This is a genomic window from Rhodovulum sp. DZ06 (genome assembly GCF_050586345.1).
Lineage (GTDB): Bacteria > Pseudomonadota > Alphaproteobacteria > Rhodobacterales > Rhodobacteraceae > JBOCEF01.
On the sequence record NZ_JBOCEF010000007.1, the window covers coordinates 55182 to 81639 of the forward strand.

Below are 26458 nucleotides of genomic sequence, written 5' to 3' on the forward strand. Positions count from 1 at the left end.
CGGCGCCGGACCGGCGGCGGTGGTCAGGACGGTGGCTCACTTCTTTCCTCCCGGTGACGGCGCGCGGCGCCGGCCTTGCGCGGCCCGACCTCCCGGAACGGACCACGCTTCCCCGGTGAAATGATTTCCATATATCAAACTAATTTGTCATTGGCGTACGGATTCGGTGGCGAGACGCCACGGCGCGTCGGCGGATAAATCCCATGTTTACCAACGCCTTGAATTCCCGCATGACCCCCTGCCGCGCCGCGGGCGGGCGCCCGGGGTGCAATTTTCGGTTGGCAAATCCATTTGATTATCCATGATCGAACCAATTCGCCCCTGCTGAATTTTCGGCGCGGGACGGGAATCAAGGGGCCGGCGGGATCCGGCCGGGAGGAACCATGGACGGCATCAAGGGGGCGCTCGCGCTCGTCACCGGCGCGGCGCAGGGCAATGGCGAGGCCATCGCGAAGGGGCTCGCGGCCCGGGGCGCGCGGGTCGCGGCCTGCGACATCCAGAAAGACGGGGTGGAGCGCGTGGCCGCCGACATCCGCGCGGCGGGGGGCGAGGCGCTGGCCCTCGCGCTCGACGTCGCCGACCGCGGCAGCTGCGCCGCGGCGGCCGCCGCGACCCGGGCCCATTTCGGCGCCCCGGTGGAGATCCTGGTCAACAACGCCGGCATCATCCGGCGCACCCCGCCGACGGCCGACAGCTTCGAGGCCGACTGGGACGCGACCATGGCCGTCAACGCCGGGGGCGTGGTCAACATGGTCCGGGCCTTCCTGCCGCAGCTGACCGAGAGCAGGGGGCGGGTGATCAACCTCGCCTCGATCATGTCGGTCGCCGCCGGCCCCGGCATGGTCGCCTGCGCCGCGTCCAAGGGCGCGGTGCTGCAGGTCACCCGGGCGCTGGTGCACGATCTGTCCGAACACGGCGTGCGCGTGAACGCCATCGCCCCGGGCGTCATCGAGACCCCGATGACCGTGGCGACCCGCGAGAACCCCGAGGCCATCGGCCGCTTCATGGCGCACACCCCGATGCGCCGCCCCGGCAAGCCGGAGGAGCTGGTCGGCCCCGTGCTGTTCCTCGCCTCCCATGCCTCGAGCTACGTGACCGGCGCGCTGCTGCCGGTCGATGGCGGTTGCCTGACCGCGTGACGCAGAGAACCATGAGAACGGAAGACGTCGACGTCCTCGTCGTCGGGTCCGGCGCGGGGGGGCTGTCCGCGGCCGTCTCGGCCGCCCATCGCGGGCTGAAGGTCATCGTGGCCGAGAAGGAGCCCGTCTTCGGCGGCGCCACCGCCCGCTCCGGCGGCTGGAGCTGGATCCCCAACAACGGCCCCGCCAAACGCGCCGAGATCGAGGACAGCGTCGAGAAGGCGCGCACCTATCTCAAGCACGAGACGGGGGAGCATTACGACAGCGCCCGCGTCGAGGCGTTCCTGGAGGCGGGGCCGCGCGCGGTGGAGTTCTTCGAGACCAAGACCGCGCTGCAGTTCGACCTCGGCCCCACCTTCGCGGATTACCACCCCACCGCCCCCGGCGGCATGGATGCGGGCCGCTCGATCGTCGCCCGCCCCTTCGACGGGCGCGAGCTGGGCAAGGAGATCAAGCGCCTGCGTCCCCCCCTGTGGGAGATCACGGTGCTGGGGATGATGATCGGCTCGGGCAAGGAGCTGCTGCACTTCTTCAACGTCACCCGCTCGCCCGTCTCGGCCTTCTTCGTCGTCGGGCTGGTGGCGAAATTCCTGCGCGACGTCGCGTTCCACGGCCGCGCCATGCGGCTGATGAACGGCAACGCGCTGGTCGCGCGGCTGGCGAAATCGGCCTTCGACAAGAACGTGCCGATCTGGACCTCCTCGCCCGTCAAGTCGCTGATCCGGGACGAGGACGGGGTGGTCCGCGGCGCCGTGATCAACAAGCCCGACGGCCCGGTCGAGGTCCGCGTGCGCAAGGGCGTGGTGCTGGCCGCGGGCGGCTTCCCGCAGGACGCCGTGCGCCGCAAGGCGCTGATGCCCCACGCGCCGTCCGGGCACGAGCACGTCTCGCCCGCCCCGCCGGGCAACACCGGCGACGGGCTGCGGCTGGGCGAATCCATCGGCGCCTCGGTCGACGCCTCGCTGCCCAACGCGGCCGCCTGGGCGCCGATCTCCCGCCCCCCGCGGGGCGACGGCACGCTGGGCGCCTTCCCGCATTTCGTCGACCGCTCCAAGCCGGGCGTCATCGCCGTCACCCGCTCGGGCAAGCGTTTCGTGAACGAGGCGCAGAGCTACCATGACTTCTGCCAGGCCATGGTGAAGCGGCGCCGCGAGGAAGGCGGGCCGGACGGCGAGATCGCGGCCAGGTTCGTCGCCGATCACAGGACCTTCCGGCGCTACGGCCTCGGCTATGCCAAGCCCGCGCCGGCGCCGTTCAAGCACCTGATCGACAAGAGCTACCTGCTGCGCGGCCGCACCATCGCCGAGCTGGCGCAGGAGATCGGGGCCGATGCGGGCCAGCTCGAGCGCACGGTGGCCGAGTTCAACCGCCACGCGGTCAAGGGCGAGGACCCGGAATTCGGCAAGGGTTCGACCGCCTATAACCGCTCGCTCGGGGACCCGGACCACAAGCCGAACCCCTGCGTGGCGCCGGTGGCGAAGGGGCCGTTCTACGCGGTGCGCCTCTACGTGGGCGATCTGGGGACCTATGCGGGCCTGAAGACCAACGAGAACGCGCAGGTGCTGAACGGGGGCGGCGAGCCGATCCCGGGCCTCTACTCGGCGGGCAACGACGCGGCCTCGATCATGGGCGGCAACTACCCGGGCGGCGGCATCACGCTGGGTCCGGCGATCACCTTCGGCTACATCGCCGCGCGGCACATGTCCGGCGCCAACGCCTGACCGTCCGCGCCCCGGCCGGACCAGGCCCCCCCCCGCGGGACGCGCTCCCGCGGGGGTTTTCGCGTGCCGCGCGGGGCCGGGCCGGGGAGGGTCCGGGAGGGGGGCTTGTCCCCCTCCCGGTCGGGGGGCCCGGGGGGGGGGAGGCCCCCCCCCCCCCCCCCCCACGCCCCCTATCCCCATTGCTTTTGGACGTGGCGCAACCTTCGAGCCGCGCGCACCCCCAGTATGCGGGAGGTGGGGGTGCGGGGGAGGAGGGGATGCATCCCCTCCTCCCCTGCGCCACGGGGCGCCGACGTCCGAAGGACGGGCGCAACATCTCCAGCGCCCACGCAGGGTTTTCCTTCCCGCCCGCGATCCGCTACAAGGCGCGCCAAGCCTGACCGCAACTTCGCACCGGAACCCCCATGTCCCGCATCCTCGTCACCTCCGCGCTGCCTTACATCAACGGCATCAAGCACCTTGGCAACCTGATCGGCTCGCAGCTGCCGTCGGACGCCTACGCCCGCGCGATGCGCCAGCAGGGGCACGAGGTTCTGCTGATCTGCGCGACGGACGAGCACGGCACCCCGGCCGAGCTCGCCGCCGCCAAGGCGGGCCAGCCGGTGGCCGAGTTCTGCGCCGAGATGCACGAGGTGCAGGCGGGCATCGCCAACGGCTTCCGCCTCAGCTTCGACCATTTCGGGCGCTCGTCCTCCGAGCGGAACCACAAGCTGACCCAGCACCTTGCTGGGCGCCTGGCCGATGCCGGTCTGATCCGCGAGGTGTCGGAGACGCAGGTCTATTCCCACGCCGACGGCCGCTTCCTGCCCGACCGCTATATCGAGGGCACCTGCCCCAACTGCGGCTATGACAAGGCCCGCGGCGACCAGTGCGAGAACTGCACCAAGCAGCTCGACCCCACCGACCTGATCGAACCGCGCAGCGCCATCTCCGGGTCCACCGATCTCGAGCCGCGGGAGACGAAGCACCTCTACCTCGCGCAGTCCCAGATGCGCGAGAAGCTGACCGAGTGGATCGACAGCAAGACCGACTGGCCGCTGCTGACCACCTCGATCGCCAAGAAATGGCTCAATGACGGCGACGGGCTCCAGGACCGCGGCATCACCCGCGACCTCGACTGGGGCATCGCGGTGAAGCGGGGCGAGGAGGACTGGCCGGGCATGGACGGCAAGGTGTTCTACGTCTGGTTCGACGCGCCCATCGCCTATATCGCCGCGACCGCGGAATGGGCCGACGCGACGGGCCAGGACGACGCGGCCTGGCAGCGCTGGTGGCGCGACGACCAGGGCGCGGAGGATGTCCGCTATGTCGAGTTCATGGCCAAGGACAACATCCCGTTCCACACCCTCTCCTTCCCCGTGACCATGATGGGCGCGAGCAAGGAAGGCGAGGAGAGCTGGCACCTGGTCGACTACATCAAGGGCTTCAACTGGCTCACCTATGATGGCGGCAAGTTCTCCACCTCCCAGGGCCGCGGCGTGTTCATGGACCAGGCGCTGGAGATCATGCCCTCCGACTACTGGCGCTGGTGGCTGCTGGCCAACGCGCCCGAGACCAATGATTCCGACTTCACCTTCGCCGCCTTCCAGGCGGGGGTGAACAAGGACCTCGCCGACGTGCTGGGCAACTTCGTCAGCCGCGTCACCAAGTTCTGCCGGTCGAAATTCGGCGAAGCGGTGCCGGCGGGCGGCGAGTACGGCCAGGCCGAGGCCGCGCTGACGGCCGAGATCGAGACCCGCATCCGCGCCTATGAGCAGCACTGGGACGCGATCGAGATCCGCCGCGCCGCGGCCGAGCTGCGCGCGATCTGGGTGGCGGGGAACGAGTACCTGCAGCACGCCCAGCCCTGGGCGGTGTTCAAGACCGACCCCGAGGCGGCGGCCGCCTCGGTGCGCTTCGCGCTGAACCTCGTGCGGCTCTACGCCATCCTCTCGCGCCCCTTCATCCCGGACGCGTCGGACAAGATGTTCGCGGCGCTCGGCCTTGATGCGGCCTCGGCCGAGATGGACTGGCCGCGCGAGGCGGGCGAGGCGCTCTCGGCGCTGTCCGCGGGGCATGAATTCACCGTGCCCGACGTGCTCTTCGCCAAGATCGCGGACGAGACTCGCGAGGCGCTCGAGGCCCGCTTCGCCGGGGCCTGAGCGCCGCGCCGCCCCCGCGCCGCGGTCCCACGCGCGCCCGATTTTCGAATTATTGATCACGCCCCGGCATTGCGCCGGGGCGCTTTCTTTCTAGATTCGCTTCATGACACACGCCACGCTGACTTCCGAAATCGAGATCTGGCTTCTTGAAGAAGCCGTCCGCGACCCGGACATCCAGAAGCTGTTCAGCACCCTGTGCGCCCGGCTGCACGGGATCGGCGTGCCGGTGGAGCGCGCGGCGCTGACCTGGCCGACGCTGCACCCGCTGTTCGAGGCCGAACAGATCTACTGGCGCCTCGGCGAGGAATCGCAGCTGCGCCAGTACCCGCACGAAACCGCGCGCAACGCGGCGTGGGAGCAGAGCCCCTTCCGCCACATCATCGTCAACCGCCTGCCCCGCCTGCGCCGCCGCCTGACGGGCGACGAGCGGATGGTGGATTTCCCGGTGCTTGTGGATCTCGAGGCCGACGGCTTCACCGATTACCTGCTGGTGGCCGAGGGGCTGTCGATCGGCGACGTGCGCTCCTATGACGGGGCGGACATGGGGGTGATGGCGAGCTGGGCGACCCGGCGCGAGGGGGGCTTCTCGGCCTCGGACATCGAGGCGCTGACCCGGATCCAGCGGGTGTTCTCGGTCGCCGTGCATTCCTCGATCCAGTCGCGGATCCAGCGCAACCTGGCCAGCGTCTACCTTGGCGAGACGGCGGCGCAGCGGGTGCTGTCGGGCACCATCCAGCGCGGCGACGGCGAGGTGATCCGGGCGGTGGTCTGGTATTCGGACCTGCGCGGCTCGACCCGCCTGTCGAATACGATGGACGCCAAGGACTACCTGAAGCTGCTGCGCTGCTATTACGACTGCACCGCGCAGCCGGTGATCGACGAGGGCGGCGAGATCCTGGAGTTCATCGGCGACGCGGTGCTGGCGATCTTCCCGATCCGCGGCGACACCGGCGGGCCGGAGGCGATCCGGGCGGCGGTGCGCGCGATGCGCAAGTCGCTGCAGATGCGCGAGGCGAAGCTGGCCGAGCACGAGGCGCTGGGCCTGCCGGAGGAGCTGCGCTTCTCGGTCTCGATGACCGTGGGCGAGATGATGTTCGGCAATATCGGCGTGCCGGACCGGCTCACCTTCTCGGCCATCGGGCGGGCGGTGAACAAGGTCGCGCGGATCGACGAGATGTCGAAGCGGCTGGGCCGCATGGTGCTGGTGACGCGCGAGATCGCGCAGGTCGAGCCCGAGCGCTGGATCAGCGCCGGGGTGCAGCAGCTGCGCGATTTCGACGAGCCGGTGGAGCTGATGACCTGCGCCTGCGGCACGGACATGCACGAGCCGGTGGCCGCGGCGGGTTGATCCTCGCCGCGCCCCGCCCCCGCCCGGCTCAGGCCGCCGGGGGCGGGCCGAAGAATCCCGCGATCTCCTCGAAGCGCCCATCGGCCGCCAGGCGGCCGAAATCCACGCCCTCGATGGCCACCGCGCCCGCCGCCGTCACCATGCCCCAGCGGAAATGCACCCGGTCATGGTGGCGGCTCGCGCCGCTGGCGAGCTCGATCCGCGCGCCCGGCTGCGCAGCGTGAAAGCCCCCGATATGGGTCGAGAGCGCCTCGCGCCCCGTCACGTCCGCCGAGGGGTCGAGATAGCGGCCCCCGTCGGCCCAGCACGTCTCGAGCAGCGCCATGCGCTTGCCCGCGTCCGCCTCGAGCCACGCGGCCCCGTAGGCCGCCAGCGCGTCGTCCAGGTCGATCGGCATGTCCCGTCCCCCCTTCGCCGAGCGGGGGCGCGCCCCGCGATGCACGGCCGAGATAAACAAAACCATGGTTCGCGGTCAGTCCGCGAAATCCATTGCGCAAAATCGCCGCGCCGCGCAGCTTTCTTTCCGGGCGCCCCCGGAAAAGGGCTGAAAACCGGTTGACCAACCCCTGCCCCCCCGGTATGCCAGCAGTCCCGAGGCGAGGAGAATTCGGTGTCCATCATCGTACTTATCGAGGAGCGTGGTTGACGGCAGGGTGAAGACACCCGACCGACCGACCGCGCGCGCCCCCCGACCGGGGGTTTTTTTGTACCCGAATCCCACGCCCGCCAAGACCGACGCACCCATCGCATCGCAACCCGGAGAACGCACCGATGACCCGCGAGATGACCGGCGCCCAGATCGTCGTCCAGGCCCTGAAAGACCAGGGCGTGGACACTGTATTCGGCTATCCCGGCGGCGCGGTGCTTCCCATCTATGACGAGATCTTCAAGGACAACGGCATCCGCCACATCCTGGTCCGTCATGAACAGGGCGCCGCGCATGCCGCCGAGGGCTATGCCCGCTCCACCGGCAAGCCGGGCGTCGTCCTGGTCACCTCGGGCCCCGGCGCGACCAACGCCGTCACCGGGCTGACCGACGCGCTGCTGGATTCGATCCCGATCGTGTGCCTCTCGGGCCAGGTCCCGACCTTCCTGATCGGCAACGACGCCTTCCAGGAGGCGGACACCGTCGGCATCACCCGCCCCTGCACCAAGCACAACTGGCTGGTGAAGGAGACGGACCAGCTGGCCGACACCATCCACCAGGCCTTCCACGTCGCCACGACGGGGCGTCCCGGCCCGGTGCTGATCGACATCCCCAAGGACGTCCAGTTCGCCACCGGCGGCTACAAGACGCCCGCCGAGCGCCCCGCCCTGCCCTATGCCCCGCGCGTCGAGGCGGACCCGCAGGCGGTCGCGCAGATGGTCGAGATGTTCGAGACCGCCGAGCGCCCGATCCTCTATACCGGCGGCGGCGTGATCAACTCGGGCGACCAGGCCTCGCGCCTGCTGCGCGAGCTGGCGGCCGAGACCGGCTTCCCGGTCACCTCGACGCTGATGGGCCTCGGCGCCTACCCGGCCTCGGGCAAGGCCTGGATCGGGATGCTGGGGATGCACGGGACGTATGAGGCGAACATGACGATGCATGGCTGCGACGCCATGTTCTGCATCGGCGCGCGCTTCGACGACCGCATCACCGGCACGCTGGACGCGTTCTCGCCCGGCTCGCGCAAGGTGCATGTCGATATCGACCCGTCCTCGATCAACAAGAACGTCCAGGTCGACGTGCCGGTGATCGGCGACATCGCCGCGGTCCTGCGCCAGGCGCTGGAGCTGTGGCGGTCGCGCGGCAGCAAGACCAACGCCGACGCCGTCCGCCGCTGGTGGGCGCAGATCGAGGAATGGAAGGCCGTCCAGTGCCTGCGCTACAAGAACTCCGACACCATCATCAAGCCGCAGTATGCGCTGCAGCGGCTCGAGGCGCTGACCCGCGGCCATGACCGCTACATCACCACCGAGGTCGGCCAGCACCAGATGTGGGCCGCCCAGTTCCTCGGGTTCGACGAGCCCAAGCGCTGGATGACCTCGGGCGGGCTCGGGACCATGGGCTACGGCCTGCCGGCGTCGATCGGCGTGCAGATCGCCCATCCCGACGCGCTGGTGATCAACGTGGCGGGCGAGGCGTCCTGGCTGATGAACATGCAGGAGATGGGCACGGCGATGCAGTTCCGCGCCCCGGTCAAGCAGTTCATCCTGAACAACGAGCGTCTCGGGATGGTCCGCCAGTGGCAGCAGCTGCTGCATGGCGAGCGGTACAGCCACTCCTGGTCGGAATCGCTGCCCGATTTCGTCAAGCTGGCCGAGGCCTTCGGCTGCAAGGGCATCCAGGTGAAGGATCCGGCGGATCTCGACGAGGCGATCAAGGAGATGATCGCCTATGACGGGCCGGTGATCATGGACTGCCTCGTGGAGAAGCACGAGAACTGCTTCCCGATGATCCCGTCGGGCAAGGCGCATAACGACATGCTGCTCGGCGACGCGTCGACCGAGGGCGCCATCACCGGCGCCGGCGGCGCGCTGGTGTGATGCAAGGGGGCCCCGGCGCGATCCGCGCCGGGGCCCTTTTCGCGCCGCGCCTCAGCCCTCGGGCTGCGGCGGCCAGCGGTCGAATTTCGGCAGGTCGTCGTCGATCTTCAGCACGCTGTCGGCCACCTGGGCGTGCATCGTCGGTTTGAACGGGTAATCCTTGATGAGCATCGGATACGCATCGCTCATCCCCAGTTGCGGGATCAGCGACGGGACCGCCCCGCCGCAGGTCTTGCAGGACCGGCGGATGGTGTTGTTCGCCTCGACGTCCCGCTGGAACGAGATGACGTTCTCCGCGCCCTTCGTGAACCGCACCTTGTCGGCGGGCCACATGGCGAAGGCGGTGACCGGCGTCCCGGACCAGCCCTGGCAATCGGCGCAGTGGCAATAGCCCTGCATGGGGGCCTCGCCCTCCACCTCGAACTCAACCGCGCCGCAATGGCAGCGCCCCGAAAATGTCTCGGCCATAGGGCCCTCCTGACGAAACAAAGTAAGAACACGGGATGTTGTCGCAGCGGCCTGCGCCGCCGTCAACATCCCCGACGCAGCGGAGACCCAAGATGAACGCGCTCAAGATCCCCCAAGGCTCCACCTCCCATTCCGCCTACAGCCTGCGCTCCTCGCTGGCCGAGGGCGAGGAGCGCCGCACGCTCGCGGTGCTCGTGGCCAACGAGGCGGGCGTGCTCGCCCGCGTGATCGGCCTGTTCTCGGGCCGCGGCTACAACATCGAGAGCCTGACCGTGGCCGAGACGGATCATGTCTCGCGCCGCTCGCGCATCACCATCGTCACCACCGGCACCCCGGCGGTGATCGAGCAGATCAAGGCGCAGCTGTCGCGCATGGTCCCCGTCCACGACGTGCATGACCTGACGGTCGAGGGCCCGTCGGTGGAGCGCGAGCTGGCGCTGATCAAGGTCTGCGGCGAGGGCGACGCGCGCGTCGAGGCGCTGCGGCTCGGGGACGTGTTCCGCGCCAAGGTGGTGGACACGACGCTGGAGAGCTTCGTGTTCGAGCTGACGGGCGCGCCGGAGAAGATCGACGCCTTCGTCGAGCTGATGGCCCCGCTGGGCCTGATCGACGTCGCGCGCACCGGCGTCGCGGCGATGAAGCGCGGCCCCGAGGGGATGTGACCGGGGCGGCGGCGGGGGCCTGTCCGGTCCCCGCCGCGGGCCCCCGCCGCCGCGCCCCGGCGCGGCGTTCCGGCGCGACATAAAACTGTCTCGCCCCCGCGCGGAGGAGTCGATTTTTTCGCTGCGGCGCCTTATATCAGAAACAGTCAACCGCAAGAGGAGCGTTCCATGGACCACGGCCTTGCAATGATCTGGATCCTCGTCGCAGGGGCCGCCCTGGCCGGGCTCCGCCACGTGCTGCAGGACGCCGCGCCCAAGGCGCGCCCGGTGCGCATCCGGGTGGACGAGGACGCGGAGGCGCGCCGCCGCGCCCGCGACTGATCCCGCCCCGCGGCGCAAGACCCTGCCCCGCAAGGACAATCCATCACTTGCGAATGCATGAAGGCCCGGACCGACAGGTCCGGGCCTTCGCGTTTCCGGGCGCCCGCGCGCCTCGCCGCCGCCTCAGCGTTCCTTCTCGGGCAGGATTCCGCGCGGCGCCAGCCGCAGGGCGAAGAGCAGAATCAGCCCCATGAAGATCATGCGCATGTGCGGCGCCCCGTCGGTCAGGTGCGCGGCCACGGCGGAGCCGTCGGGGAAGACCCCGGCCAGCCCCTCCATCAAGGCGCGGCCCGCGGGCTCGGCCTCGACCCAGAGGAACCAGATCAGGAAGCCGCCCAGCACCCCGCCCCAGGTGTTGCCCGAGCCGCCGACGATCACCATCACCCAGATCAGGAAGGTGAAGCGCAGCGGGTTGTAGGCGCCCGGGGTGTACTGGCCCTCGAGCGTCGTGAGCATGGCGCCCGCGAGACCGACCACGGCCGAGCCGATCACGAAGATCTCGAGATGGCGCTTGGTGACGTCCTTGCCCATCGCCTCGGCCGCATCCTCGTTGTCGCGGATCGCGCGCATCATCCGGCCCCAGGGCGAGGAGAGGGCGCGTTCCGCGAGCCACACCAGGATCAGCAGCACCACGAGGAACAGGATGGCGTAGAGCCCGCGGACATAGAGGGACGAGGCCATGGCCGGCTCCAGCCCCCAGTCGGCGGCGGCCTTCACGAACCAGTCCGCCTGCTGCAGGTCGACCTCGTAGGGCACGGGCCGCGGCAGGCCGGTGACGTTCTTGACGCCCCGGACCAGCCAGTCCTCGTTCTTCACCACGGCGATGATGATCTCGGAGATGCCCAGCGTGGCGATGGCCAGATAGTCGGAGCGCAGCCCGAGGCTGATCTTGCCGACGATCCACGCCGCCCCCGCCGCCAGCAGCGCGCCCACGATCCAGCCGAAGACGATGGGCAGGCCGAGGCCGCCCAGATATCCGGTCTGGGCCGGGTTCACCGCCTCGATGGCGTCGGTGGCGGGGTCATAGAGCTGCCGGACCAGCGCATAGCCCGCCAGCGACAGCACCACCGTGGCCAGCGTCCGCCCGCGGGTCAGCTTCGCGCGCGCGACCATCACCGCGATCACGGTGCCGATCAGCGCCAGCAGCGACAGCCCGAGGCCCATGCCCCCGGCGCCCCAGGCCTCCGGCACCGGCGGCTGCGCGGTCAGCACCGCGCCCACGCCGCCAAGCGCCGCGAAGCCCATGGTGCCGACGTTGAACAGGCCCGCATAGCCCCACTGGATGTTCACCCCGATGGCCATGATCGCCGAGATCAGGCACAGGTTCAGCAGCGAGACCGAGACCGTCGGGCTCTGGATGAAGCCGACGGCCACCAGCGCGATGGCCATCAGGCCGAAGGCGAAGGGCCCGCGCAGCGGCGAGACATTGCCCGTTGCGACATGCGCGCTCATCAGAACGTCCTCCCGCGGAAGAGGCCCGTTGGCCTGACCAGCAGGACCACCACCAGGATCACGAAGCTGATGGCGAACTTGTAGTCGGTGGAGAGGAGCTGGAGCATCGAGTCCGGGCTCCAGCCCTCGGGGCCGAGATGCATGGCGAGTTTCCGGTAGGCGTAGGTCAGCGTGATCTCGGAGAAGGCGACGACATAGCCGCCCACGACCGCGCCGACCGGGTGGCCGATGCCGCCGACGATGGCGGCGGCGAAGATCGGCAGCAGCAGCTGGAAATAGGTGAAGGGCTTGAAGGACTTGTCCAGCCCGTAGAGCACCCCGGCCAGCGTCGCCAGCACCGCGGCGATGATCCAGGTGGCGCGCACCACCTTGGCCGGATCGACGCCCGAGAGCAGCGCCAGGTCCTCGTTGTCCGAATAGGCGCGCATCGCCTTGCCCATGCGGGTGCGATTCAGGAACCAGAACAGCGCCGCCATGGCGATCACCGCCAGCACGACGGTCAGACCTTGGGTGGTGCGGATCGCCAGCCCCTCGTCGAGGCCGGTCATGGCGCGGAAGTCGCGCACGCCGATGATGAACCGCTCGCCATCCGCGAAGCGCTGGTCATCGGGGCCGATCACCAGGCGCACGACGCCGTTAAGCACATACATCACGCCGATGGAGGCGATGACGAAGGTCAGCGGCCGGGCCTTTTGCTTGCGGTAGAAGGCGTAGACGGTCTTGTCGATGCCGAGCGCGAGGAGGGCGGCGGCGGCGGCGGCGACCGGCAGCGCCAGCAGCGCGGTCGGAAGCGGCCCGAGGCCCACGCCCAGCCCCTGCAGCCCCCAGGTGACCAGCACCGCGACCATGGTCGCGAAGGCCATCAGGTCGCCATGGGCGAAGAAGGCGAAGCGCAGCACGCCGAAAATGAGGGTCACGCCGAGCGCGCCGAGCGCGAGTTGCGAGCCGTAAGCCAGCGCCGGGACGCCGACGAAGTTCATGAACAGGACGAGCGCGTTGAGGATGTCGGTCATTTGCACGCCCCATAGAATTGAGAGGCCGCAAACTGACCCGTCAGGATGGTATGTCGACTATGCACGGCGCTGCCGTCTGTACGATTGACGGTTGTGGTTTGAACCGCCCCGGTTCCGAGTTGTTCGATGAAAGTTTCAGCGCTTAAACCGGAGATGAGTTTAACGGGAGACACGCCGTTGTTCCCCTCAATGAAGGCATCGCCTGTGAGCGTGTCGAAGCGAAACGTCATGGCGAGACTCTCATCTCGGCAGCCCTTCCCGTTCGAACAGGACACGGTAAAATCGCAGTCCAAGGTGGCGACGTCGGCGCGCGCTGCGAAGCCGATCGCGAGCGCCCCCAGCATGCCCGCCGCGATAATGGTGGAAGCGCGCATCCCTCAGCCCCCCAGGAAGGTCTTGCGGACCTCGGGGTCGGCCAGAAGCGCCGCCCCGGTGTCGGTGTAACGGTTGCCGCCCTCGACCAGCACATAGCCCTTGTCGGCGATCTCGAGCGCCTGGCGGGCGTTCTGTTCGACCATCAGGATGGCGATGCCGGTCTCGGCGATGTCGAGGATGCGGTCGAACAGCTCGTCCATCACGATGGGCGACACGCCCGCGGTGGGCTCGTCGAGCAGCAGCACGGAAGGTTTCGTCATCAGCGCCCGGCCGACGGCGACCTGCTGGCGCTGGCCGCCGGAAAGCTCCCCGGCCGGCTGGTTGCGCTTTTCCTTGAGGATCGGGAACAGGCGATAGACCTCGTCCACCGTCGCCCAGTAATCGTCGTCGCGCGTGAAAGCCCCCATCTCGAGGTTCTCTTCCACCGACATGGTGCCGAAGATGTTGTGGGTCTGGGGCACGAAGCCCATCCCGGCCTGCACGCGGGCCTGGGGGGTGAGGGCGCCGATATCCTCGCCCTTCAGCGTGACCGAGCCTTCGCGCAGCGGGACCATGCCGAAGAGCGCCTTCATGGCGGTGGACTTGCCGGCGCCGTTGGGCCCGACGATCACCGCGACTTCACCCGCGTCGACGCCGATCTCGACGCCGTGGAGGATGTCGGCCTTCCCGTACCCGCCGCGCATCCCGGTTCCAAGCAGCATGGTCATGCGTCGCCCTCCTGCCCGGCGCTCTCGCCGCGCGGGGTCCGCTTGCGCAGGCCGCCGCCGAGATAGGCCTCGATCACCCGCTCGTCGTTCTGCACCGCCTCGGCCGTGCCTTCGCACAGCACCTGCCCCTCGGCCATGACGATCACGTGGTCGCACATGCGCGAGATGAAGCGCATGTCATGCTCGATCATGCAGAAGGTATAGCCGCGTTCCTTGTTCAGGCGGTGGATGGCGTCGCCGATGGTGTTGAGCAGCGTGCGGTTCACACCCGCGCCGACCTCGTCGAGGAACACCACCCGCGCGTCGGTCATCATGCAGCGGCCAAGCTCGAGCAGCTTCTTCTGGCCGCCCGAGAGGTTCCCCGCGCGCTCATCGGCGACATGGGAGATCTCGAGGAACTCGATCACCTCGTCCGCCTTCTCGCGGATCGCCCTTTCCTGGGCGCGCACGGCGCCGGGGCGGAACCAGGCCGAGAGCAGCCCCTCGCCGTCCTGGCCGCCGGGGACGGCCATCAGGTTCTCGCGCACGGTGAGCGAGTGGAATTCATGGGCGATCTGGAAGGTGCGCAGCACGCCCTTGCCAAAGAGGACATGGGGCGCGAGGCCGGAGATGTCCTCGCCCTCGAGCAGGATGCGCCCCCCGTCGGGCGCGTAATGCCCGGCGATGCAGTTGAAGAGCGTGGTTTTCCCGGCGCCGTTCGGCCCGATCAGGCCGGTGATGCGGCCGGTGGCGATCTCAAGACTGGCGCCGTCGACGGCGCGCACGCCCCCGAAGGTCTTCACAAGATTCTCGACGCGGATCATGCGGCCTCGTGGCGTCGGGGGACCGGCGCGGGGCCGGTCCGGTGGAATTGAAGCGATTTCGCGCAGCGCTTTACGAAAACGCCCGGCGCAGGGCAAGCCGCGCCGGGCGAGAAATCCGAGTTCCCCCGCGTCAGGGGGACCCGATCAGTGCAACTTCGTGGTTTCGAAGGCGCCCGACTTGATCTCGTATTCGCGGTAGGCGCCCGCGGCCTCGCCGGGGCCGATCAGCTCGACGCCGGTGGCGCCGACATAATCGACGTCCTTGCCCTCGGCGATGAGAGCCAGGGCCTTGCCGATCTCGCCGGGCATGATCTTCTCGCCCGGGGCGTTGGCCACGTCCATCACCTTGGCGGCGATGGCGGCGCGGTCGTCGACGCCGCCCGCGGCCTGGATGGCGAGGGCGAGCAGCGCCGCGGCGTCATAGGATTCGCCGCGATAGGCGCCGTCGCCCGAGAACCCGGCCTTCTCGGCCAGGGCCTGGAACATCGCCACGCCCTCGCCCGCCGCGGCGGGGTGGGTGCCGATGGAGCCGTCGATGTCCGAGCCGAAGGTCTCGGTCAGCGAGTCGCCATACATGCCGTCTCCGAAGGCGAAGGTGTCGAAGGCGCCGGTGTCGAGGGCCGCGCGCACGATGCCCGCGCCGCCCTGGTCGACATAGCCGAGCACCACCAGCACCGGGGCGCCGGAGGCCGAGAGCGCGCCGACCTCGGCCGAGTAGTCGGCCTTGCCGTCTTCATGCGCGGCGGTGGCGAGCACCTTGCCGCCCGCGGCTTCGAAGGCGGCCGAGAACGCGTCGGCGAAGCCCTTGCCGTAGTCGTTGTTGGTGTAGGTCACGGCGACTTCGCCCACGCCCTTGGCGGTCAGCGCGGTGGCGAGCACGTCGCCCTGGCGCGCGTCGGAGGGCGCGGTGCGGAAGAACAGGCCGTTGTCTTCCTTGGCGGTGAAGGCCGGCGAGGTGGCCGAGGGCGAGATCATCGCGACGCCGTTGGGGATGGCGACGGCGTCGAGCACCGCGCCGGTCACGCCCGAGCAGTCGGCGCCCATGATCGCGGCGACGCCGTCCGAGGTCACCAGCCGCTCGGCCGCCGCGGTGGCGGCGCCGCTGTCGACGCAGGTGCTGTCGGCGCGGACCGGCTCGATCACCGTGCCGCCGAGGAAGTTCCCGCTGTCCGAGGCCTCGGTCAGCGCCAGCTCGGCGCCGTTGGCCATGTCGGGGGTCAGGGATTCGATCGGGCCGGTATAGCCGAGCAGCACGCCGATCTTGACCGACTGCGCGTTGGCGGAAAGGGGCATGGCCAGCGCCAGGGCGGCGGCGGAGGCGAGGAGGGTGGCTTTCATGAGCTTGGGCTCCCTGTCGTGTTGGGCGGCGCCGGAACGACGCCTGCCTTGGTGGCGGATGCGGTCTGCTCCGGCCCCGTTCCATGCGGAACGGGTCGGGCCCGGTCGCAGGGCGGCCTGCGCCGCCTGCGCCGGGGGGCCGCGTGTCCCCCGGATCACCGAAATTTGTGGGCGTGGCGGAACGGGTTGTCAATCGTCGCCGGTCGGGGTGACGCAGCGGCGCCCCGGGGCCGGTCGCGCGGCGGCGCGCCGGGTGAGCGTGCGGCGGCGCGCCGGGGGAGCATGCGGCGGCGCGGGAGCGCGCGGCGAGGCGCCCGCGCGTCAGTCCGCGCGGCGGCGGCGGCCGAGCGCCCTGCCCGCCAGCCCGCCGCTCCTGGCCTGCCGCTTCGACGCAGCGGGTGTCTCGGCGGCGGCGGGCGCAGCGGCGGCGGGCGCGGCGGCGGCGGCCCAGGTCAGCAGCAGCGGCCCCGGCGCGCCCTTGAGCCGCGCGGGGGCCTCGGCCGCGTCGGCGGCATCCAGCGTCTCCAGCAGCGCCGCCGCGCCCTCGGCCCGGCCCGCGCGCAGCAGGGCCGCGGCGCGCGACAGGTCCGGCGCCGGGCGCGCCGCGCCCACCGCGCGCAGCTCCCGCTCGGCCAGCAGGCCCAGCGGCCCGGCGGCCGAGCCGCCCGCGGCCGCCAGCACCAGCGTGCCGCCGGGGGCGAGCGCCGCGGCGGCGACATGCAAGGCCCCCGCGGCGCCCGAAACGTCGATGCACAGGGTGAAGGGCTCGCCCGCCTCCAGCGCCTCGGCCGCCGCCGCCGGGTCCCCGGCGTCGATCACCGCGTCGGCGCCCGCGGCCCGCAGCCGGTCCTGCGCCTTGCCGCCCGCGGCCAGCGCCGCGACATGCGCCGCCCCCGCCATGCGCAGCGCGTGGACGCAGAGCGCCGCCGAGAGGTCCCGCCCGCAGACCAGCGCCCGCGCGCCGAGCGTGGGGCCCGCGGCCTCGAGCGCGTGGAGCGCGGCGGCGAGGGGGCCGAGCAGCGCCGCCGCCTGCGCCGAGGCGCCCTCGGCCGGGATGCAGAGCGCGGCGGGCGCCACCAGCCCCCGCCCGGGCGGCGTCTTCAGGTCGGCGGGCGTCGGCAGCCCGGCGCCGACGGGGGCCGCGCAGAAGCCCGGCCGCCCCGCCGCGCAGGACGCGCAGCCCCCGCAGGGCGCGCGGTCCGGCAGCGCCACGCGCATCCCGCTGCGCAGCCCGAGGCCCTCGGTCTCCTCGCCCAGGGCGATGATCTTCGCCGAGGCCCCGGCCGCGCCCAGCGTCACGCCCGCGGGCGCGTCCGGGTCGGCCGAGAGCGTCGCGGCCTCGAGCAGCAGCGCCGCCTGCCCCGCCTCGGGCGTCGGCAGCAGCCGCAGCGCCCCCTCGGCCAGCGCGCCTTCCGCCGCCGCCACGCTCGCCCCCGGGCCGAGATCCTCGAGCGCGGCGGGGCGGGCGCGGCCTTTGGGTGCGGACATGGCGGGTACACTCCATCTTAGGTTGTGTATCGAACGATGCGCGCCCATCCGGGGCCATGTCAACGACGCCCTGCCCGGGGCGCGTGCATGATGGGCGCAGGCGCGCGCGTCCCGGCGGCCCGGGCGGGCGGGCGCCGGCGTCCGCGTTCGCCCCTGGAGGGTGCGGCCGAACGCCCGCCTGAAACGCGGTGAAGAAAACGCATTCCAAGATTGAAATGTGTAATTCCACATCGTATATACGTGCAAACGAATGCAGCGCGCCCCTTCCGGGAAAGGGACGGCGCGCCCCCTGAGGAGACGGATGATGACCGACCTGCAGCGCCCCGAAGTGACCCCCTTCTTCGACGATGCGACCAACACCATCACCTTCGTGGTCAAGGACCCGGCGTCCAACGCCTGCGCGGTGATCGACTCGGTGCTCGACTTCGACTACGCCGCCGGCCGCACCAAGACCGAGAGCGCGGACGCGGTCATCAAGTACGTCAGGGAGAACGGGCTCGAGGTGCAGTGGATCCTCGAGAGCCACGTGCATGCCGACCACCTCTCGGCCGCGCCCTACATCCAGCAGGAGCTGGGCGGCAAGATCGGCATCGGCGACCAGATCACCGTGGTGCAGAACGTGTTCGGCAAGGTGTTCAACGCCGGGACCGAGTTCGAGCGCGACGGCTCGCAGTTCGACCAGCTGTTCAAGGAGCAGGACCGCTTCGAGATCGGCGGTCTGACCGGCTTCGTGCTGCACACCCCGGGCCACACCCCGGCCTGCCTGACCTACGTGATCGGCGACGCGGCCTTCTGCGGCGACACCATGTTCATGCCCGATTTCGGCACCGCGCGCTGCGACTTCCCCGGCGGCTCGGCCGAGACGCTCTACGAGTCGATCCAGAAGATCCTGTCGCTGCCGGACGAGACCCGGATCTTCGTCGGCCATGACTACAAGGCCCCCGGCCGGGACGAGTACGCGTGGGAGACCACGGTGGCCGAGCAGAAGGCGGCGAACATCCATGTCGGCCAGGGCCATGACAAGGACGACTTCGTCAAGATGCGCACCGAGCGGGACGCCAAGCTCGACATGCCCAAGCTGATCATCCCGTCGCTGCAGGTGAACATGCGCGCGGGCCAGATGCCCCCGGCCGAGGATGACGGCAACGTCTACTTCAAGGTGCCCGTCAACAAGCTCTGACGCCCCCTGACGCTGATCCGGCGCGGGCGGGAGAGGCAAGCCCCGCCCCGCCGCCAGACCCAGAGGCCCCCGCGGACGCGCCGCAGATCCCGGGGGCCGCGCATCCAGGCCACGCCGCGGCGCGGGAGGACCCACATGGACATTCGCCAGATTTCGCCCGAGATCTCGGTCTCGCCCCAGATCACGGCCCAGGACGTCGGCGCCGCCGCCGCCCGCGGCTTCCGCTCGATCATCTGCAACCGGCCCGAGGGCGAAAGCTCCGACCAGCCGGCGACCGCAGAGATCCAGACCGCGGCGCTGGCGCATGGCATGGCCTTCCGGCACATCCCGGCCGTCTCGGGCCAGGTGACTGATGGCGACGCCGAGGCGTTCGGCGACGCGCTGGCGGAGCTGCCCGGCCCGGTGCTGGCCTATTGCCGCTCGGGCATGCGCTCGACCACCATGTGGGCGCTGTCGAAGGCGCCGAAGCTCTCCGCCGACGCCATCCTCGCCGCCGCCGGGAACGCCGGGTTCGACCTGTCGGGCATGCGCCCGCGGCTCGAGGCCATGGCGGATGCGTCCAACGTCGTCTCGCCCGCCGCGTTCTCCGAGCGCGCCACCCGCAAGCACCGGGTGGTGATCGTCGGCGGCGGCGCCGCGGGCATCTCCACCGCCGCCTCGCTGCTGGCGCGCCGTCCGGGCATGGACATCGCCATCATCGAGCCGCGCGACACCCATTACTACCAGCCCGGCTGGACCCTGGTCGGCGGCGGCGTGTTCAACCGCGCCGAGACCGCGCGCCCGATGGCGGACGTGATGCCGAAGGGCGTCACCTGGATCCGCGCCGCGGTGGCGGCGTTCGAGCCGGAGATGAGCCAGGTCGTGCTCGAGGACGGCGAGAAGATCGCCTACTCGGCCCTCGTGGTGGCCCCGGGGCTGAAGCTCAACTGGGACGGCGTGAAGGGCCTGCGCGAGACGCTGGGCAAGAACGGCGTCACCTCGAACTACATGTTCGACATGGCGCCCTATACCTGGGAGCTGGTGCAGAGCCTGAAATCGGGCAAGGCGATCTTCACCCAGCCGCCGATGCCGATCAAATGCGCGGGCGCGCCGCAGAAGGCGATGTACCTGTCGGCGGATCACTGGAAGCAGACGAAGCGCCTGAAGCATATCGACATCGAGTTCTGCAACGCGGGCGGCGCGCTGTTCGGCGTGGCGGACTACGTGCCGGCGCTGCAGCAGTATATCGACCGCTACCACGTGGGCCTGAACTTCAACACCACGCTGGTCGAGGTCCGCGGGGCCGAGAAGATCGCGGTGTTCAAGGACGGCGAGGGGAACGAGGTCGAGAAGAGCTTCGACATGCTCCATGTCTGCCCGCCGCAGACCGCGCCCGACTTCATCCGCACCTCGCCGCTGGCGAACGAGGCGGGCTGGGTCGAGGTGTCGCCCGAAACCCTCCAGCACACCCGCTATGGCGACATCTTCGGCCTCGGCGACGGCTGCTCGGCGCCCAACGCCAAGACCGCCGCGGCGGTGCGCAAGCAGGCGCCGGTGGTGGCCGAGAACCTGATCGGGATGCTCGACGGCGCCGGGCCGCGGGCGGTCTATGACGGCTACGGCTCCTGCCCGCTGACGGTGGAGCGCGGCAAGATCGTGCTGGCCGAGTTCGGCTATGGCGGCAAGATCATCCCGTCGCTGCCGACCTGGATGATCGACGGCAAGAAACCGTCGAAGCTGGCCTGGTTCCTGAAGGAGAAGATGCTGCCGCCGCTCTACTGGCATGCCATGCTCAAGGGGCGCGAGTGGCTGGCGAAGCCCGAGGTCCTGCCGATGCAGCCCGCCCCCCACGAGGCGCAGGACGCCTGCGATTTCCAGGAAGCCAGGAAGGCCTCCTGATCCGCGGACCTTCTTCCCCCCTCCCTTCGCTGCGCCCTGGAGGAGGGGGGTTGAAGCCAGGCGAGGCCGTCCCGACCGGGCGGCCTCGCCGCCCAGTTTGAAGACCGGCGGCCGCGCCGCCCAGTTTGAAGACCGGCGGCCTGGCCGCCCAGTTTGCAAACCGGCGGCCTGGCCGCTCAAGTTGCAGACCGGCGGCCGCGCCGCCCGACCAGGCGGCTGGCGCGCGCGCCGCCCGCACCGGGGCCCTGCCCCAGCCTTCGCGGCGCGAGATGTGCGCCGCCCGATGTCACCGACGCCCCGCGCGGCCTGAAGGCCCCGCCCGGCGTCCGGGACGACGCCCTGCGCGCCGCCCCCGCCCGCCCAGGAGACCGAGCCCGACATGGCCCTGACCCGCTACCTGCCGATCCTCGACTGGGGACGCCGTTACGACAAGGAAACCGCCACCTCCGACCTGGTGGCGGCGGTGATCGTGACGATCATGCTGATCCCCCAGTCGCTCGCCTATGCCCTGCTGGCGGGGCTGCCGCCCGAGGTCGGGCTCTACGCCTCCATCGCGCCGCTGGTGTTCTACGGCATCTTCGGCACCTCGCGGGCGCTGGCCGTGGGGCCGGTGGCGGTGGTGTCGCTGATGACCGCCGCGGCGGTCGGCGAGGTCGCGAGCCAGGGGACGCCCGAGTATTACGGCGCCGCCATCGCGCTGGCGCTGCTCTCGGGGCTGATGCTGACGGCGATGGGGCTTCTGCGGCTGGGGTTCCTGGCGAATTTCCTCTCGCACCCGGTGATTTCGGGCTTCATCACCGCGTCGGGCATCATCATCGCGACGAGCCAGCTCAAGCACATCCTTGGCGTCAGCGCCTCGGGGCACAACCTGTGGGACCTCGCGGGCGCGCTGATCGCGGCGCTGCCCGAGGCGAACCTGCCGACCATCATCATCGGCGTCTCGGCCACCGCCTTCCTGTTCTGGTCGCGCAAGTCGCTGAAACCGCTGCTGCTGGCGAAGGGGCTCAAGCCCATGCTGGCGGACATCCTCGCCAAGGCCGGGCCGGTGGCGGCCGTCGCCGTGACCACGCTGGCGACCTGGATCTTCGGGCTGGACGATGCCGGCGTGAAGACCGTCGGCGAGGTGCCGCAGGGCCTGCCGGGCATCGCCATGCCGCCCGTGGATCTCGACCTCTGGGGCTCGCTCGCCGTCTCGGCGCTGCTGATCTCGGTGGTGGGCTTCGTCGAGTCCGTCTCGGTGGCGCAGACGCTGGCGGCCAAGAAGCGCCAGCGGATCATCCCGGACCAGGAGCTGATCGGGCTGGGCGCCTCCAACATCGGCTCGGCCTTCACCGGCGGCTACCCGGTCACGGGCGGCTTCGCGCGCTCGGTGGTGAATTTCGACGCAGGCGCGGCGACTCCGGCGGCGGGCATCTTCACCGCCGTGGGCATCGCGCTGGCGACGCTGCTGCTGACGCCGCTGCTGTTCTTCCTTCCGCAGGCGACGCTGGCCGCGACCATCGTCGTGGCGGTGCTGAGCCTCGTCGACCTCGGCTCGCTCAAGCGCACCTGGACCTTCTCGCGCACCGATTTCTCGGCCCAGGCGGCGACCATCCTGCTCACCCTCGGCTTCGGGGTCGAGGCGGGGATCATCGCGGGCGTCGGCCTGTCGATCTTCCTGCACCTCTACCACACCTCCAAGCCCCACTGCGCCGTGGTCGGCCAGGTGCCGGGGACCGAGCATTTCCGCAACATCGCCCGCCACCAGGTCGTCACCTGCGACGAGATCTTCTCGATCCGCATCGACGAGGCGCTCTACTTCCCCAACGCGCGGTTCCTCGAGGACCGGATCTCGGACGAGGTCGCGGCGAACCGGAAGATCAAGCACGTGATCCTGATGGCCCCGGCGGTGAACGCCATCGACGCCTCGGCGCTCGAGAGCCTCGAGGCGATCAACCACCGCCTGAAGGATGGCGGCGTGACCTTCCACCTGTCGGAGGTGAAGGGCCCGGTGATGGACCGCCTCAAGCGCTCGCATTTCCTCGAGGAGCTGACGGGCAAGGTGTTCCTGACCCAGTTCGACGCCATCCACGCCTTGAATCCGGAACTGGCCGAGCGCACGCTGAGGGCGGAGCGGACGACCATGTCCCCGGCCGCCTGAGATCCACCCACGCGCAGGGGCCGCACCTGCCCGGCGCAACACAGGAGACGTCCGATGACCTTCACGAAGAACATGGGCAAGATCGACCGCGCCATCCGCATGGTCGTGGGCCTGGCGCTGATGCTGATGGCGGCGCTGCAGATCATCCCCGGCTGGGGCTGGATCGGCGTCATCTTCGTCGCCACCTCGTTCCTGAGCTTCTGCCCGCTCTATACCGTGCTGGGCTTCAAGACCTGCTCGGACTGCTGAGGCGGCCCGGACGGGGATGAAAGGGGGGCGCGGCCTGGATGGGCCGCGCCCCTTCTGCGTGCGCGGCGCCGGTTCCGGGGCGAAATGATCTCGGTCAAGGCGGGGGGCGCGACTCGGCTCCATACATTCGTTAATTCGAATGTTTATGCACATGGAGACCGCCATGCCGTTCCACGCCCTGCCCCGCCTGGGGGACCGCTGGTCCCCGCTGCACTTCCTCGCCGCCCTCGGGGCCGGGGGGATCGTGGTGACCTTCTTCCTGTGGTTCATGTTCTGGGTGCCGCACAAGGGCCGCCCGGTCCCGGTGTTCGAGGACATCGCCGCCGCCTTCGCCTCCGGGGGCCCGGCGACGCAGGGCATGATCGTGGCGGGCTATGCGGGGATCGTCATCTTCGCGATCCTCCACATCCGCCTGCTGGCCTGGAACCTCGCCCAGTACGCCGCCTTCAAACGCACCGAGGCGTACACGGCCCTGCGCGCCTCGAACGCCGAGACGCAGCTTCTCGCCGCGCCGCTGACGGTGGCGATGAGCATCAACATGGGCTTCATCCTCGGGCTCGTCTTCGTCCCGGGCCTGTGGGGGATGGTCGAGGTCATGTTCCCCATGGCGCTCATCGCCTTCACGCTGGTGGGCGCCTGGGCGCTGCGGCTGCTGGGCGATTTCTTCGGCCGGGTGCTGACCCGCGGGGGCTTCGAGTGCGCGAAGAACAACTCGCTCGGGCAGATGCTGCCCGCCTTCGCGCTGGCGATGATCGGCGTCGGCCTGTCGGCGCCGGCGGCGATGTCGCAGAGCGCGGCGACGGCGGCGGCGTCGCTGGTCCTCTCGACCCTGTTCATCACCGCGGCCTCGATCCTGGGGGCCATCGCGCTGTTCATGGGCTTTCGCGCGATGATGGAGCACGGGGCGGCCGAGGAAGGCGCGCCGACGCTGCTGGTCGGTATCCCGATCCTGACGGTGATCGGCATCGCGCTGATGCGCCAGGGGCACGGGCTGCATGTCCACCTGGATGACCATGCCGGGAACGCGGCCATGTTCACCCTGCTGGCCCGCATCGTCGCGGCCCAGGTCCTGATCGGCGCCTTCGGGGCGATGGTGCTGCTGCGCCAGCGCTACGGCGCGCGGTTCATCGACGGATCGCGCCCCTCGGTCGGCGCCTACGCGCTGGTCTGCCCGCTGGTCGCCGGGGGGGTGATGCTGCAGTTCTTCGTCAACAAGGGCCTCGCCGCGCCGGGCCTGGTGGACAAGTACGGGCTGGCCTACTGGGCGGTCACCGCGCTGGCGCTGCTGCTCCAGGCCGGGGCCATCGGGCTGGCGCTGAAGCTCAACGCAAGGCTGCTGGGCCCGGCGCAGGCGCCCGCCGCCGCCGCGTGATCCGCCGCCCCGCGCCCGCGGGCGCCCCGGGAAGACGACCCGCCGCCCGCGCCCCCCGGCGCGGGCGGCTTCGCGTTGCGGCATGGCGCTTGAATTTTTTATAAGGCTTCCCTATTATCATCCATGCTAACGAGTTCCGCGCCGTCCCCGTGAACGGGCGGCGCCGCCTTGCAGGAGCCGACCGAAGAGATGTCCCAGGCCGAGACCCACGCCGCCCCCGCGGACGAGACCGCCCGCGACGAGATGAAGGGCCGGGCCTTCACGCCTGACAGCCTCGGGCTGGTGATTCAGGACGTCGCCCGGATGCTGCGCGCGCGCTTCCTTGCGGGCGTCGCCGCGGATGAACAGGTCGACCTGACGGTGGGCGAGGCCCGCGCGCTGGTCCATGTCTCGGTCGGCGAGGGCCTGCGCCAGACGGCGATCGCCGAGCGGATGGGCGTCGAGCCGATGACCTTCTGCGGCTTCGTCGACAAGCTCGAGGCCCGCGGCCTGGTGGAGCGCCGCCCCCATCCCGACGACCGGCGCGCCAAGCAGGTGACGCCGACGGACGATGGGCGCGATGCGCTCGCCCGCTTCGCGCCGATCTCCCGCGGGATGATCGACGAGGCGACCGAGGACCTGACCGACGAGGAAATGCGCGTCCTGCGGGCCGCGCTGACGAAGATGCGGGACCGGCTGGCCGAATTGACGGCCTGAGGCCGGGGCCCCGCCCGGCGGGCCGTGCGTTCCTCCCTGCACGGCCCGCCGCATAGATTGGGTGAACCGAGATGACCGCCGCCTTCCCCGGCGGGGCGCAGCCTTCCGCGCCCGCGCCTGCCCCCGCTCCGATGAGCCCCCTGCGCGTGACCGCGCTCAGCGCGCTGATGGTGGCGCTGGGCCCGCTGGCCATGGCCCTCTACACCCCCGCCATGCCCGCCATCGCCGCCGATCTCGGGGCCGAGGCGGACCTGGTGAAGATGACCCTCACCGCCTATTTCGCCGGCTTCGCCGTCGCGCAGCTGGTGGCCGGGCCGCTCTCGGACGCGCTGGGGCGCAAGGCGGTGCTCTACTGGTTCTTCGGGCTGTTCCTGGTCGCGACGCTCGGCGCCATCGCGGCGCAGGACATCCACCAGCTGATCGCGGCGCGCGCGGTGCAGGGGATCGGCGCCTCGGCCGGGATCGCGGTGTCGCGGGCGCTTGTGCGGGACCTGTTCACGGGCGAGGACTCCTCGCGCATCATGAACGGCATCGGGCTGACGCTGGCCGTCGGCCCCGCCATCGCGCCCTTCATCGGCGGCATGACCATGCAGGTCCTGCCCTGGACGGCGGTGTTCGTGCTGATGCTGGTCTACGCGGTCGTGGCGATGCTGCTGTTCCGCACCAGGCTGGTCGAAACCGTGACCCCGGACCCGAGCCGCTTCCGGCCGCGGTCTCTCTCGCGCTCTTACGGCACGCTCCTGCGCTCGCGCGGGTTCATGGCGGCGACGCTGATGGTGGCGGGCACGGTGGGCACGATCTATGCGCAGGCGACGCTGCTGCCCTTCGTGCTGATCGACGAGGTGGGGCTGACCCCGGCGCAGTTCGGCATCTCGATGATCGCGCAGACCGGCAGCTTCTTCCTCGGCTCGCTGACCGTTCGCAAGCTGCTGCAGACCCGCTCGGCGCGCTCGATCACCCCCGTGGGGCTGGCCTTCGTGGCGGTGGGCGGGGCGCTGAACCTGCCGCACGCCTTCGGGCTGGAGCCGACGCTGGTCAACGTGCTGGTCCCGGTCGCGGTCTATGCCTACGGGATCGGCTTCGTGATGCCGTTCGCGAGCACCGCGGCGCTGGCGCCCTTCCCGCACATCGCGGGCGCGGCCTCGGCGATGACGGGCTTCAGCCAGATGTTCGCGGGGCTGCTCGGGGGGATGCTCGGCGCCTCCTTCGCCGATCCGGCGGTGGGCTTGGGCGTGATCGCGCCGCTGATGGGGCTGTCGGCCTGCATCGGCTGGTTCGCCTGGCGCGCCCTGCCCGCCTCCGAGACCCAGCCGCCCGAGGCGGTGCGGATCTGACGCGCCGCGCCCCGCCGCGGATCGAAGCCGGCCCGACATCCTCGGGCCGGCTTTTTTCATGTTCTTGAAGGCTGCTTCACACTCCCTTCAAGTGGGCACGTATAAAC

23 protein-coding genes are annotated in these 26458 nt (G+C 70.5%); 14 read left to right on the forward strand and 9 right to left on the reverse strand.

What is annotated here, in order from left to right; all coding sequences use genetic code 11:
- The first annotated feature begins 383 nt into the window (after nucleotides 1–383).
- The 4 genes from ACQ5SO_RS05100 to ACQ5SO_RS05115 all read left to right on the forward strand — a co-directional run bounded on the left by ACQ5SO_RS05100 (nucleotide 384) and on the right by ACQ5SO_RS05115 (nucleotide 6349).
- Nucleotides 384–1139, forward strand: coding sequence for an SDR family NAD(P)-dependent oxidoreductase (locus ACQ5SO_RS05100; protein WP_430940493.1), 756 nt, complete (start codon nucleotides 384–386; stop codon nucleotides 1137–1139).
- A gap of 11 nt (nucleotides 1140–1150) precedes the next feature.
- Nucleotides 1151–2860: an FAD-dependent oxidoreductase gene (locus ACQ5SO_RS05105; RefSeq protein WP_430940494.1), complete on the forward strand. Its 1710-nt coding sequence runs from the start codon at nucleotides 1151–1153 to the stop codon at nucleotides 2858–2860.
- Nucleotides 2861–3264: 404 nt separating this feature from the next.
- A complete protein-coding gene (gene metG / locus ACQ5SO_RS05110) occupies nucleotides 3265–5001 on the forward strand; it encodes a methionine--tRNA ligase (RefSeq protein WP_430940495.1) in 1737 nt (578 codons plus the stop codon).
- A 103-nt stretch (nucleotides 5002–5104) separates the two neighbouring features.
- Nucleotides 5105–6349, forward strand: a complete 1245-nt coding sequence (locus ACQ5SO_RS05115; protein ID WP_430940496.1) for an adenylate/guanylate cyclase domain-containing protein — start codon at nucleotides 5105–5107, stop codon at nucleotides 6347–6349.
- 28 nt (nucleotides 6350–6377) lie between these two features.
- Here the strand turns inward: ACQ5SO_RS05115 and ACQ5SO_RS05120 are convergent, their stop codons facing one another.
- Nucleotides 6378–6746, reverse strand: a complete 369-nt coding sequence (locus ACQ5SO_RS05120) for a nuclear transport factor 2 family protein (protein ID WP_430940497.1) — start codon at nucleotides 6744–6746, stop codon at nucleotides 6378–6380.
- Nucleotides 6747–7120: 374 nt separating this feature from the next.
- On the opposite strand from ACQ5SO_RS05120, the gene ACQ5SO_RS05125 reads away from it, so the two are divergent.
- Nucleotides 7121–8875 (forward strand): acetolactate synthase 3 large subunit, encoded by a 1755-nt coding sequence (locus tag ACQ5SO_RS05125; protein ID WP_430940498.1) that lies wholly within the window; start codon nucleotides 7121–7123, stop codon nucleotides 8873–8875.
- A 51-nt stretch (nucleotides 8876–8926) separates the two neighbouring features.
- Here the strand turns inward: ACQ5SO_RS05125 and ACQ5SO_RS05130 are convergent, their stop codons facing one another.
- The gene (locus ACQ5SO_RS05130; protein ID WP_430940499.1) at nucleotides 8927–9343 is read right to left on the reverse strand and encodes a GFA family protein; all 417 of its coding nucleotides are present in this window, start codon (nucleotides 9341–9343) and stop codon (nucleotides 8927–8929) included.
- 92 nt (nucleotides 9344–9435) lie between these two features.
- Between ACQ5SO_RS05130 and ilvN the strand changes: the two genes are divergently transcribed.
- A complete protein-coding gene (gene ilvN, locus ACQ5SO_RS05135) occupies nucleotides 9436–10005 on the forward strand; it encodes an acetolactate synthase small subunit (protein WP_430940500.1) in 570 nt (189 codons plus the stop codon).
- Between the two features lie 168 nt (nucleotides 10006–10173).
- Nucleotides 10174–10326 carry a hypothetical protein gene (locus ACQ5SO_RS05140; protein ID WP_430940501.1) on the forward strand — a complete coding sequence of 51 codons (153 nt, stop codon included), beginning with the start codon at nucleotides 10174–10176 and terminating at the stop codon, nucleotides 10324–10326.
- A 123-nt stretch (nucleotides 10327–10449) separates the two neighbouring features.
- Here ACQ5SO_RS05140 and ACQ5SO_RS05145 read toward each other — a convergent pair whose 3' ends face one another.
- From ACQ5SO_RS05145 to ACQ5SO_RS05175, 7 genes are all read right to left on the reverse strand, one after another.
- A complete protein-coding gene (locus ACQ5SO_RS05145) occupies nucleotides 10450–11778 on the reverse strand; it encodes a branched-chain amino acid ABC transporter permease (RefSeq protein WP_430940502.1) in 1329 nt (442 codons plus the stop codon).
- The gene (locus ACQ5SO_RS05150; protein WP_430940503.1) at nucleotides 11778–12791 is read right to left on the reverse strand and encodes a branched-chain amino acid ABC transporter permease; all 1014 of its coding nucleotides are present in this window, start codon (nucleotides 12789–12791) and stop codon (nucleotides 11778–11780) included. The genes ACQ5SO_RS05145 and ACQ5SO_RS05150 overlap by 1 nt, the downstream gene beginning before the upstream one ends.
- Nucleotides 12788–13165, reverse strand: a complete 378-nt coding sequence (locus ACQ5SO_RS05155; RefSeq protein WP_430940504.1) for a hypothetical protein — start codon at nucleotides 13163–13165, stop codon at nucleotides 12788–12790. The genes ACQ5SO_RS05150 and ACQ5SO_RS05155 overlap by 4 nt, the downstream gene beginning before the upstream one ends.
- Nucleotides 13166–13168: 3 nt before the next feature.
- The gene (locus ACQ5SO_RS05160) at nucleotides 13169–13873 is read right to left on the reverse strand and encodes an ABC transporter ATP-binding protein (RefSeq protein ID WP_430940505.1); all 705 of its coding nucleotides are present in this window, start codon (nucleotides 13871–13873) and stop codon (nucleotides 13169–13171) included.
- Nucleotides 13870–14676 carry an ABC transporter ATP-binding protein gene (locus tag ACQ5SO_RS05165; RefSeq protein ID WP_430940506.1) on the reverse strand — a complete coding sequence of 269 codons (807 nt, stop codon included), beginning with the start codon at nucleotides 14674–14676 and terminating at the stop codon, nucleotides 13870–13872. The genes ACQ5SO_RS05160 and ACQ5SO_RS05165 overlap by 4 nt, the downstream gene beginning before the upstream one ends.
- A gap of 144 nt (nucleotides 14677–14820) precedes the next feature.
- Nucleotides 14821–16014, reverse strand: coding sequence for an ABC transporter substrate-binding protein (locus tag ACQ5SO_RS05170; protein ID WP_430940507.1), 1194 nt, complete (start codon nucleotides 16012–16014; stop codon nucleotides 14821–14823).
- 321 nt (nucleotides 16015–16335) lie between these two features.
- Complete coding sequence (locus tag ACQ5SO_RS05175) at nucleotides 16336–17502, reverse strand: zinc-binding dehydrogenase (RefSeq protein ID WP_430940508.1); 1167 nt, start codon at nucleotides 17500–17502, stop codon at nucleotides 16336–16338.
- Between the two features lie 304 nt (nucleotides 17503–17806).
- On the opposite strand from ACQ5SO_RS05175, the gene ACQ5SO_RS05180 reads away from it, so the two are divergent.
- The 7 genes from ACQ5SO_RS05180 (at nucleotide 17807) to ACQ5SO_RS05210 (ending at nucleotide 26351) form a co-directional block, all read left to right on the forward strand.
- Nucleotides 17807–18682, forward strand: a complete 876-nt coding sequence (locus ACQ5SO_RS05180) for an MBL fold metallo-hydrolase (protein WP_430940509.1) — start codon at nucleotides 17807–17809, stop codon at nucleotides 18680–18682.
- 135 nt (nucleotides 18683–18817) lie between these two features.
- Nucleotides 18818–20560, forward strand: a complete 1743-nt coding sequence (locus tag ACQ5SO_RS05185; protein ID WP_430940510.1) for a TIGR01244 family sulfur transferase — start codon at nucleotides 18818–18820, stop codon at nucleotides 20558–20560.
- A gap of 379 nt (nucleotides 20561–20939) precedes the next feature.
- Complete coding sequence (locus ACQ5SO_RS05190) at nucleotides 20940–22700, forward strand: SulP family inorganic anion transporter (protein ID WP_430940511.1); 1761 nt, start codon at nucleotides 20940–20942, stop codon at nucleotides 22698–22700.
- 54 nt (nucleotides 22701–22754) lie between these two features.
- Nucleotides 22755–22949, forward strand: a complete 195-nt coding sequence (locus ACQ5SO_RS05195; RefSeq protein WP_430940512.1) for a YgaP family membrane protein — start codon at nucleotides 22755–22757, stop codon at nucleotides 22947–22949.
- Nucleotides 22950–23100: 151 nt separating this feature from the next.
- Nucleotides 23101–24321, forward strand: a complete 1221-nt coding sequence (locus ACQ5SO_RS05200; RefSeq protein WP_430940513.1) for a TsoY family (seleno)protein — start codon at nucleotides 23101–23103, stop codon at nucleotides 24319–24321.
- 189 nt (nucleotides 24322–24510) lie between these two features.
- Nucleotides 24511–25017: a MarR family winged helix-turn-helix transcriptional regulator gene (locus tag ACQ5SO_RS05205; protein ID WP_430940514.1), complete on the forward strand. Its 507-nt coding sequence runs from the start codon at nucleotides 24511–24513 to the stop codon at nucleotides 25015–25017.
- Nucleotides 25018–25163: 146 nt separating this feature from the next.
- Nucleotides 25164–26351 carry a multidrug effflux MFS transporter gene (locus ACQ5SO_RS05210; RefSeq protein WP_430940515.1) on the forward strand — a complete coding sequence of 396 codons (1188 nt, stop codon included), beginning with the start codon at nucleotides 25164–25166 and terminating at the stop codon, nucleotides 26349–26351.
- The last annotated feature ends 107 nt before the right edge of the window (nucleotides 26352–26458 follow it).

Excerpts from the sequence above, each read along its gene's own strand:
- ACQ5SO_RS05125 (WP_430940498.1), top strand. The coding sequence starts at position 7,121 with ATGACCCGCGAGATGACCGGCGCCCAGATCGTCGTCCAGGCCCTGAAA.
- ACQ5SO_RS05155 (WP_430940504.1), bottom strand. The coding sequence starts at position 13,165 with ATGCGCGCTTCCACCATTATCGCGGCGGGCATGCTGGGGGCGCTCGCG.
- ACQ5SO_RS05205 (WP_430940514.1), top strand. The coding sequence starts at position 24,511 with ATGTCCCAGGCCGAGACCCACGCCGCCCCCGCGGACGAGACCGCCCGC.
- ACQ5SO_RS05170 (WP_430940507.1), bottom strand. The coding sequence starts at position 16,014 with ATGAAAGCCACCCTCCTCGCCTCCGCCGCCGCCCTGGCGCTGGCCATG.
- ACQ5SO_RS05180 (WP_430940509.1), top strand. The coding sequence starts at position 17,807 with ATGACCGACCTGCAGCGCCCCGAAGTGACCCCCTTCTTCGACGATGCG.
- ACQ5SO_RS05185 (WP_430940510.1), top strand. The coding sequence starts at position 18,818 with ATGGACATTCGCCAGATTTCGCCCGAGATCTCGGTCTCGCCCCAGATC.
- ilvN (WP_430940500.1), top strand. The coding sequence starts at position 9,436 with ATGAACGCGCTCAAGATCCCCCAAGGCTCCACCTCCCATTCCGCCTAC.
- ACQ5SO_RS05200 (WP_430940513.1), top strand. The coding sequence starts at position 23,101 with ATGGAGACCGCCATGCCGTTCCACGCCCTGCCCCGCCTGGGGGACCGC.
- ACQ5SO_RS05145 (WP_430940502.1), bottom strand. The coding sequence starts at position 11,778 with ATGAGCGCGCATGTCGCAACGGGCAATGTCTCGCCGCTGCGCGGGCCC.
- ACQ5SO_RS05175 (WP_430940508.1), bottom strand. The coding sequence starts at position 17,502 with ATGTCCGCACCCAAAGGCCGCGCCCGCCCCGCCGCGCTCGAGGATCTC.
- ACQ5SO_RS05130 (WP_430940499.1), bottom strand. The coding sequence starts at position 9,343 with ATGGCCGAGACATTTTCGGGGCGCTGCCATTGCGGCGCGGTTGAGTTC.
- metG (WP_430940495.1), top strand. The coding sequence starts at position 3,265 with ATGTCCCGCATCCTCGTCACCTCCGCGCTGCCTTACATCAACGGCATC.
- ACQ5SO_RS05105 (WP_430940494.1), top strand. The coding sequence starts at position 1,151 with ATGAGAACGGAAGACGTCGACGTCCTCGTCGTCGGGTCCGGCGCGGGG.
- ACQ5SO_RS05100 (WP_430940493.1), top strand. The coding sequence starts at position 384 with ATGGACGGCATCAAGGGGGCGCTCGCGCTCGTCACCGGCGCGGCGCAG.
- ACQ5SO_RS05165 (WP_430940506.1), bottom strand. The coding sequence starts at position 14,676 with ATGATCCGCGTCGAGAATCTTGTGAAGACCTTCGGGGGCGTGCGCGCC.
- ACQ5SO_RS05160 (WP_430940505.1), bottom strand. The coding sequence starts at position 13,873 with ATGACCATGCTGCTTGGAACCGGGATGCGCGGCGGGTACGGGAAGGCC.
- ACQ5SO_RS05120 (WP_430940497.1), bottom strand. The coding sequence starts at position 6,746 with ATGCCGATCGACCTGGACGACGCGCTGGCGGCCTACGGGGCCGCGTGG.
- ACQ5SO_RS05195 (WP_430940512.1), top strand. The coding sequence starts at position 22,755 with ATGACCTTCACGAAGAACATGGGCAAGATCGACCGCGCCATCCGCATG.
- ACQ5SO_RS05190 (WP_430940511.1), top strand. The coding sequence starts at position 20,940 with ATGGCCCTGACCCGCTACCTGCCGATCCTCGACTGGGGACGCCGTTAC.
- ACQ5SO_RS05140 (WP_430940501.1), top strand. The coding sequence starts at position 10,174 with ATGGACCACGGCCTTGCAATGATCTGGATCCTCGTCGCAGGGGCCGCC.
- ACQ5SO_RS05115 (WP_430940496.1), top strand. The coding sequence starts at position 5,105 with ATGACACACGCCACGCTGACTTCCGAAATCGAGATCTGGCTTCTTGAA.
- ACQ5SO_RS05150 (WP_430940503.1), bottom strand. The coding sequence starts at position 12,791 with ATGACCGACATCCTCAACGCGCTCGTCCTGTTCATGAACTTCGTCGGC.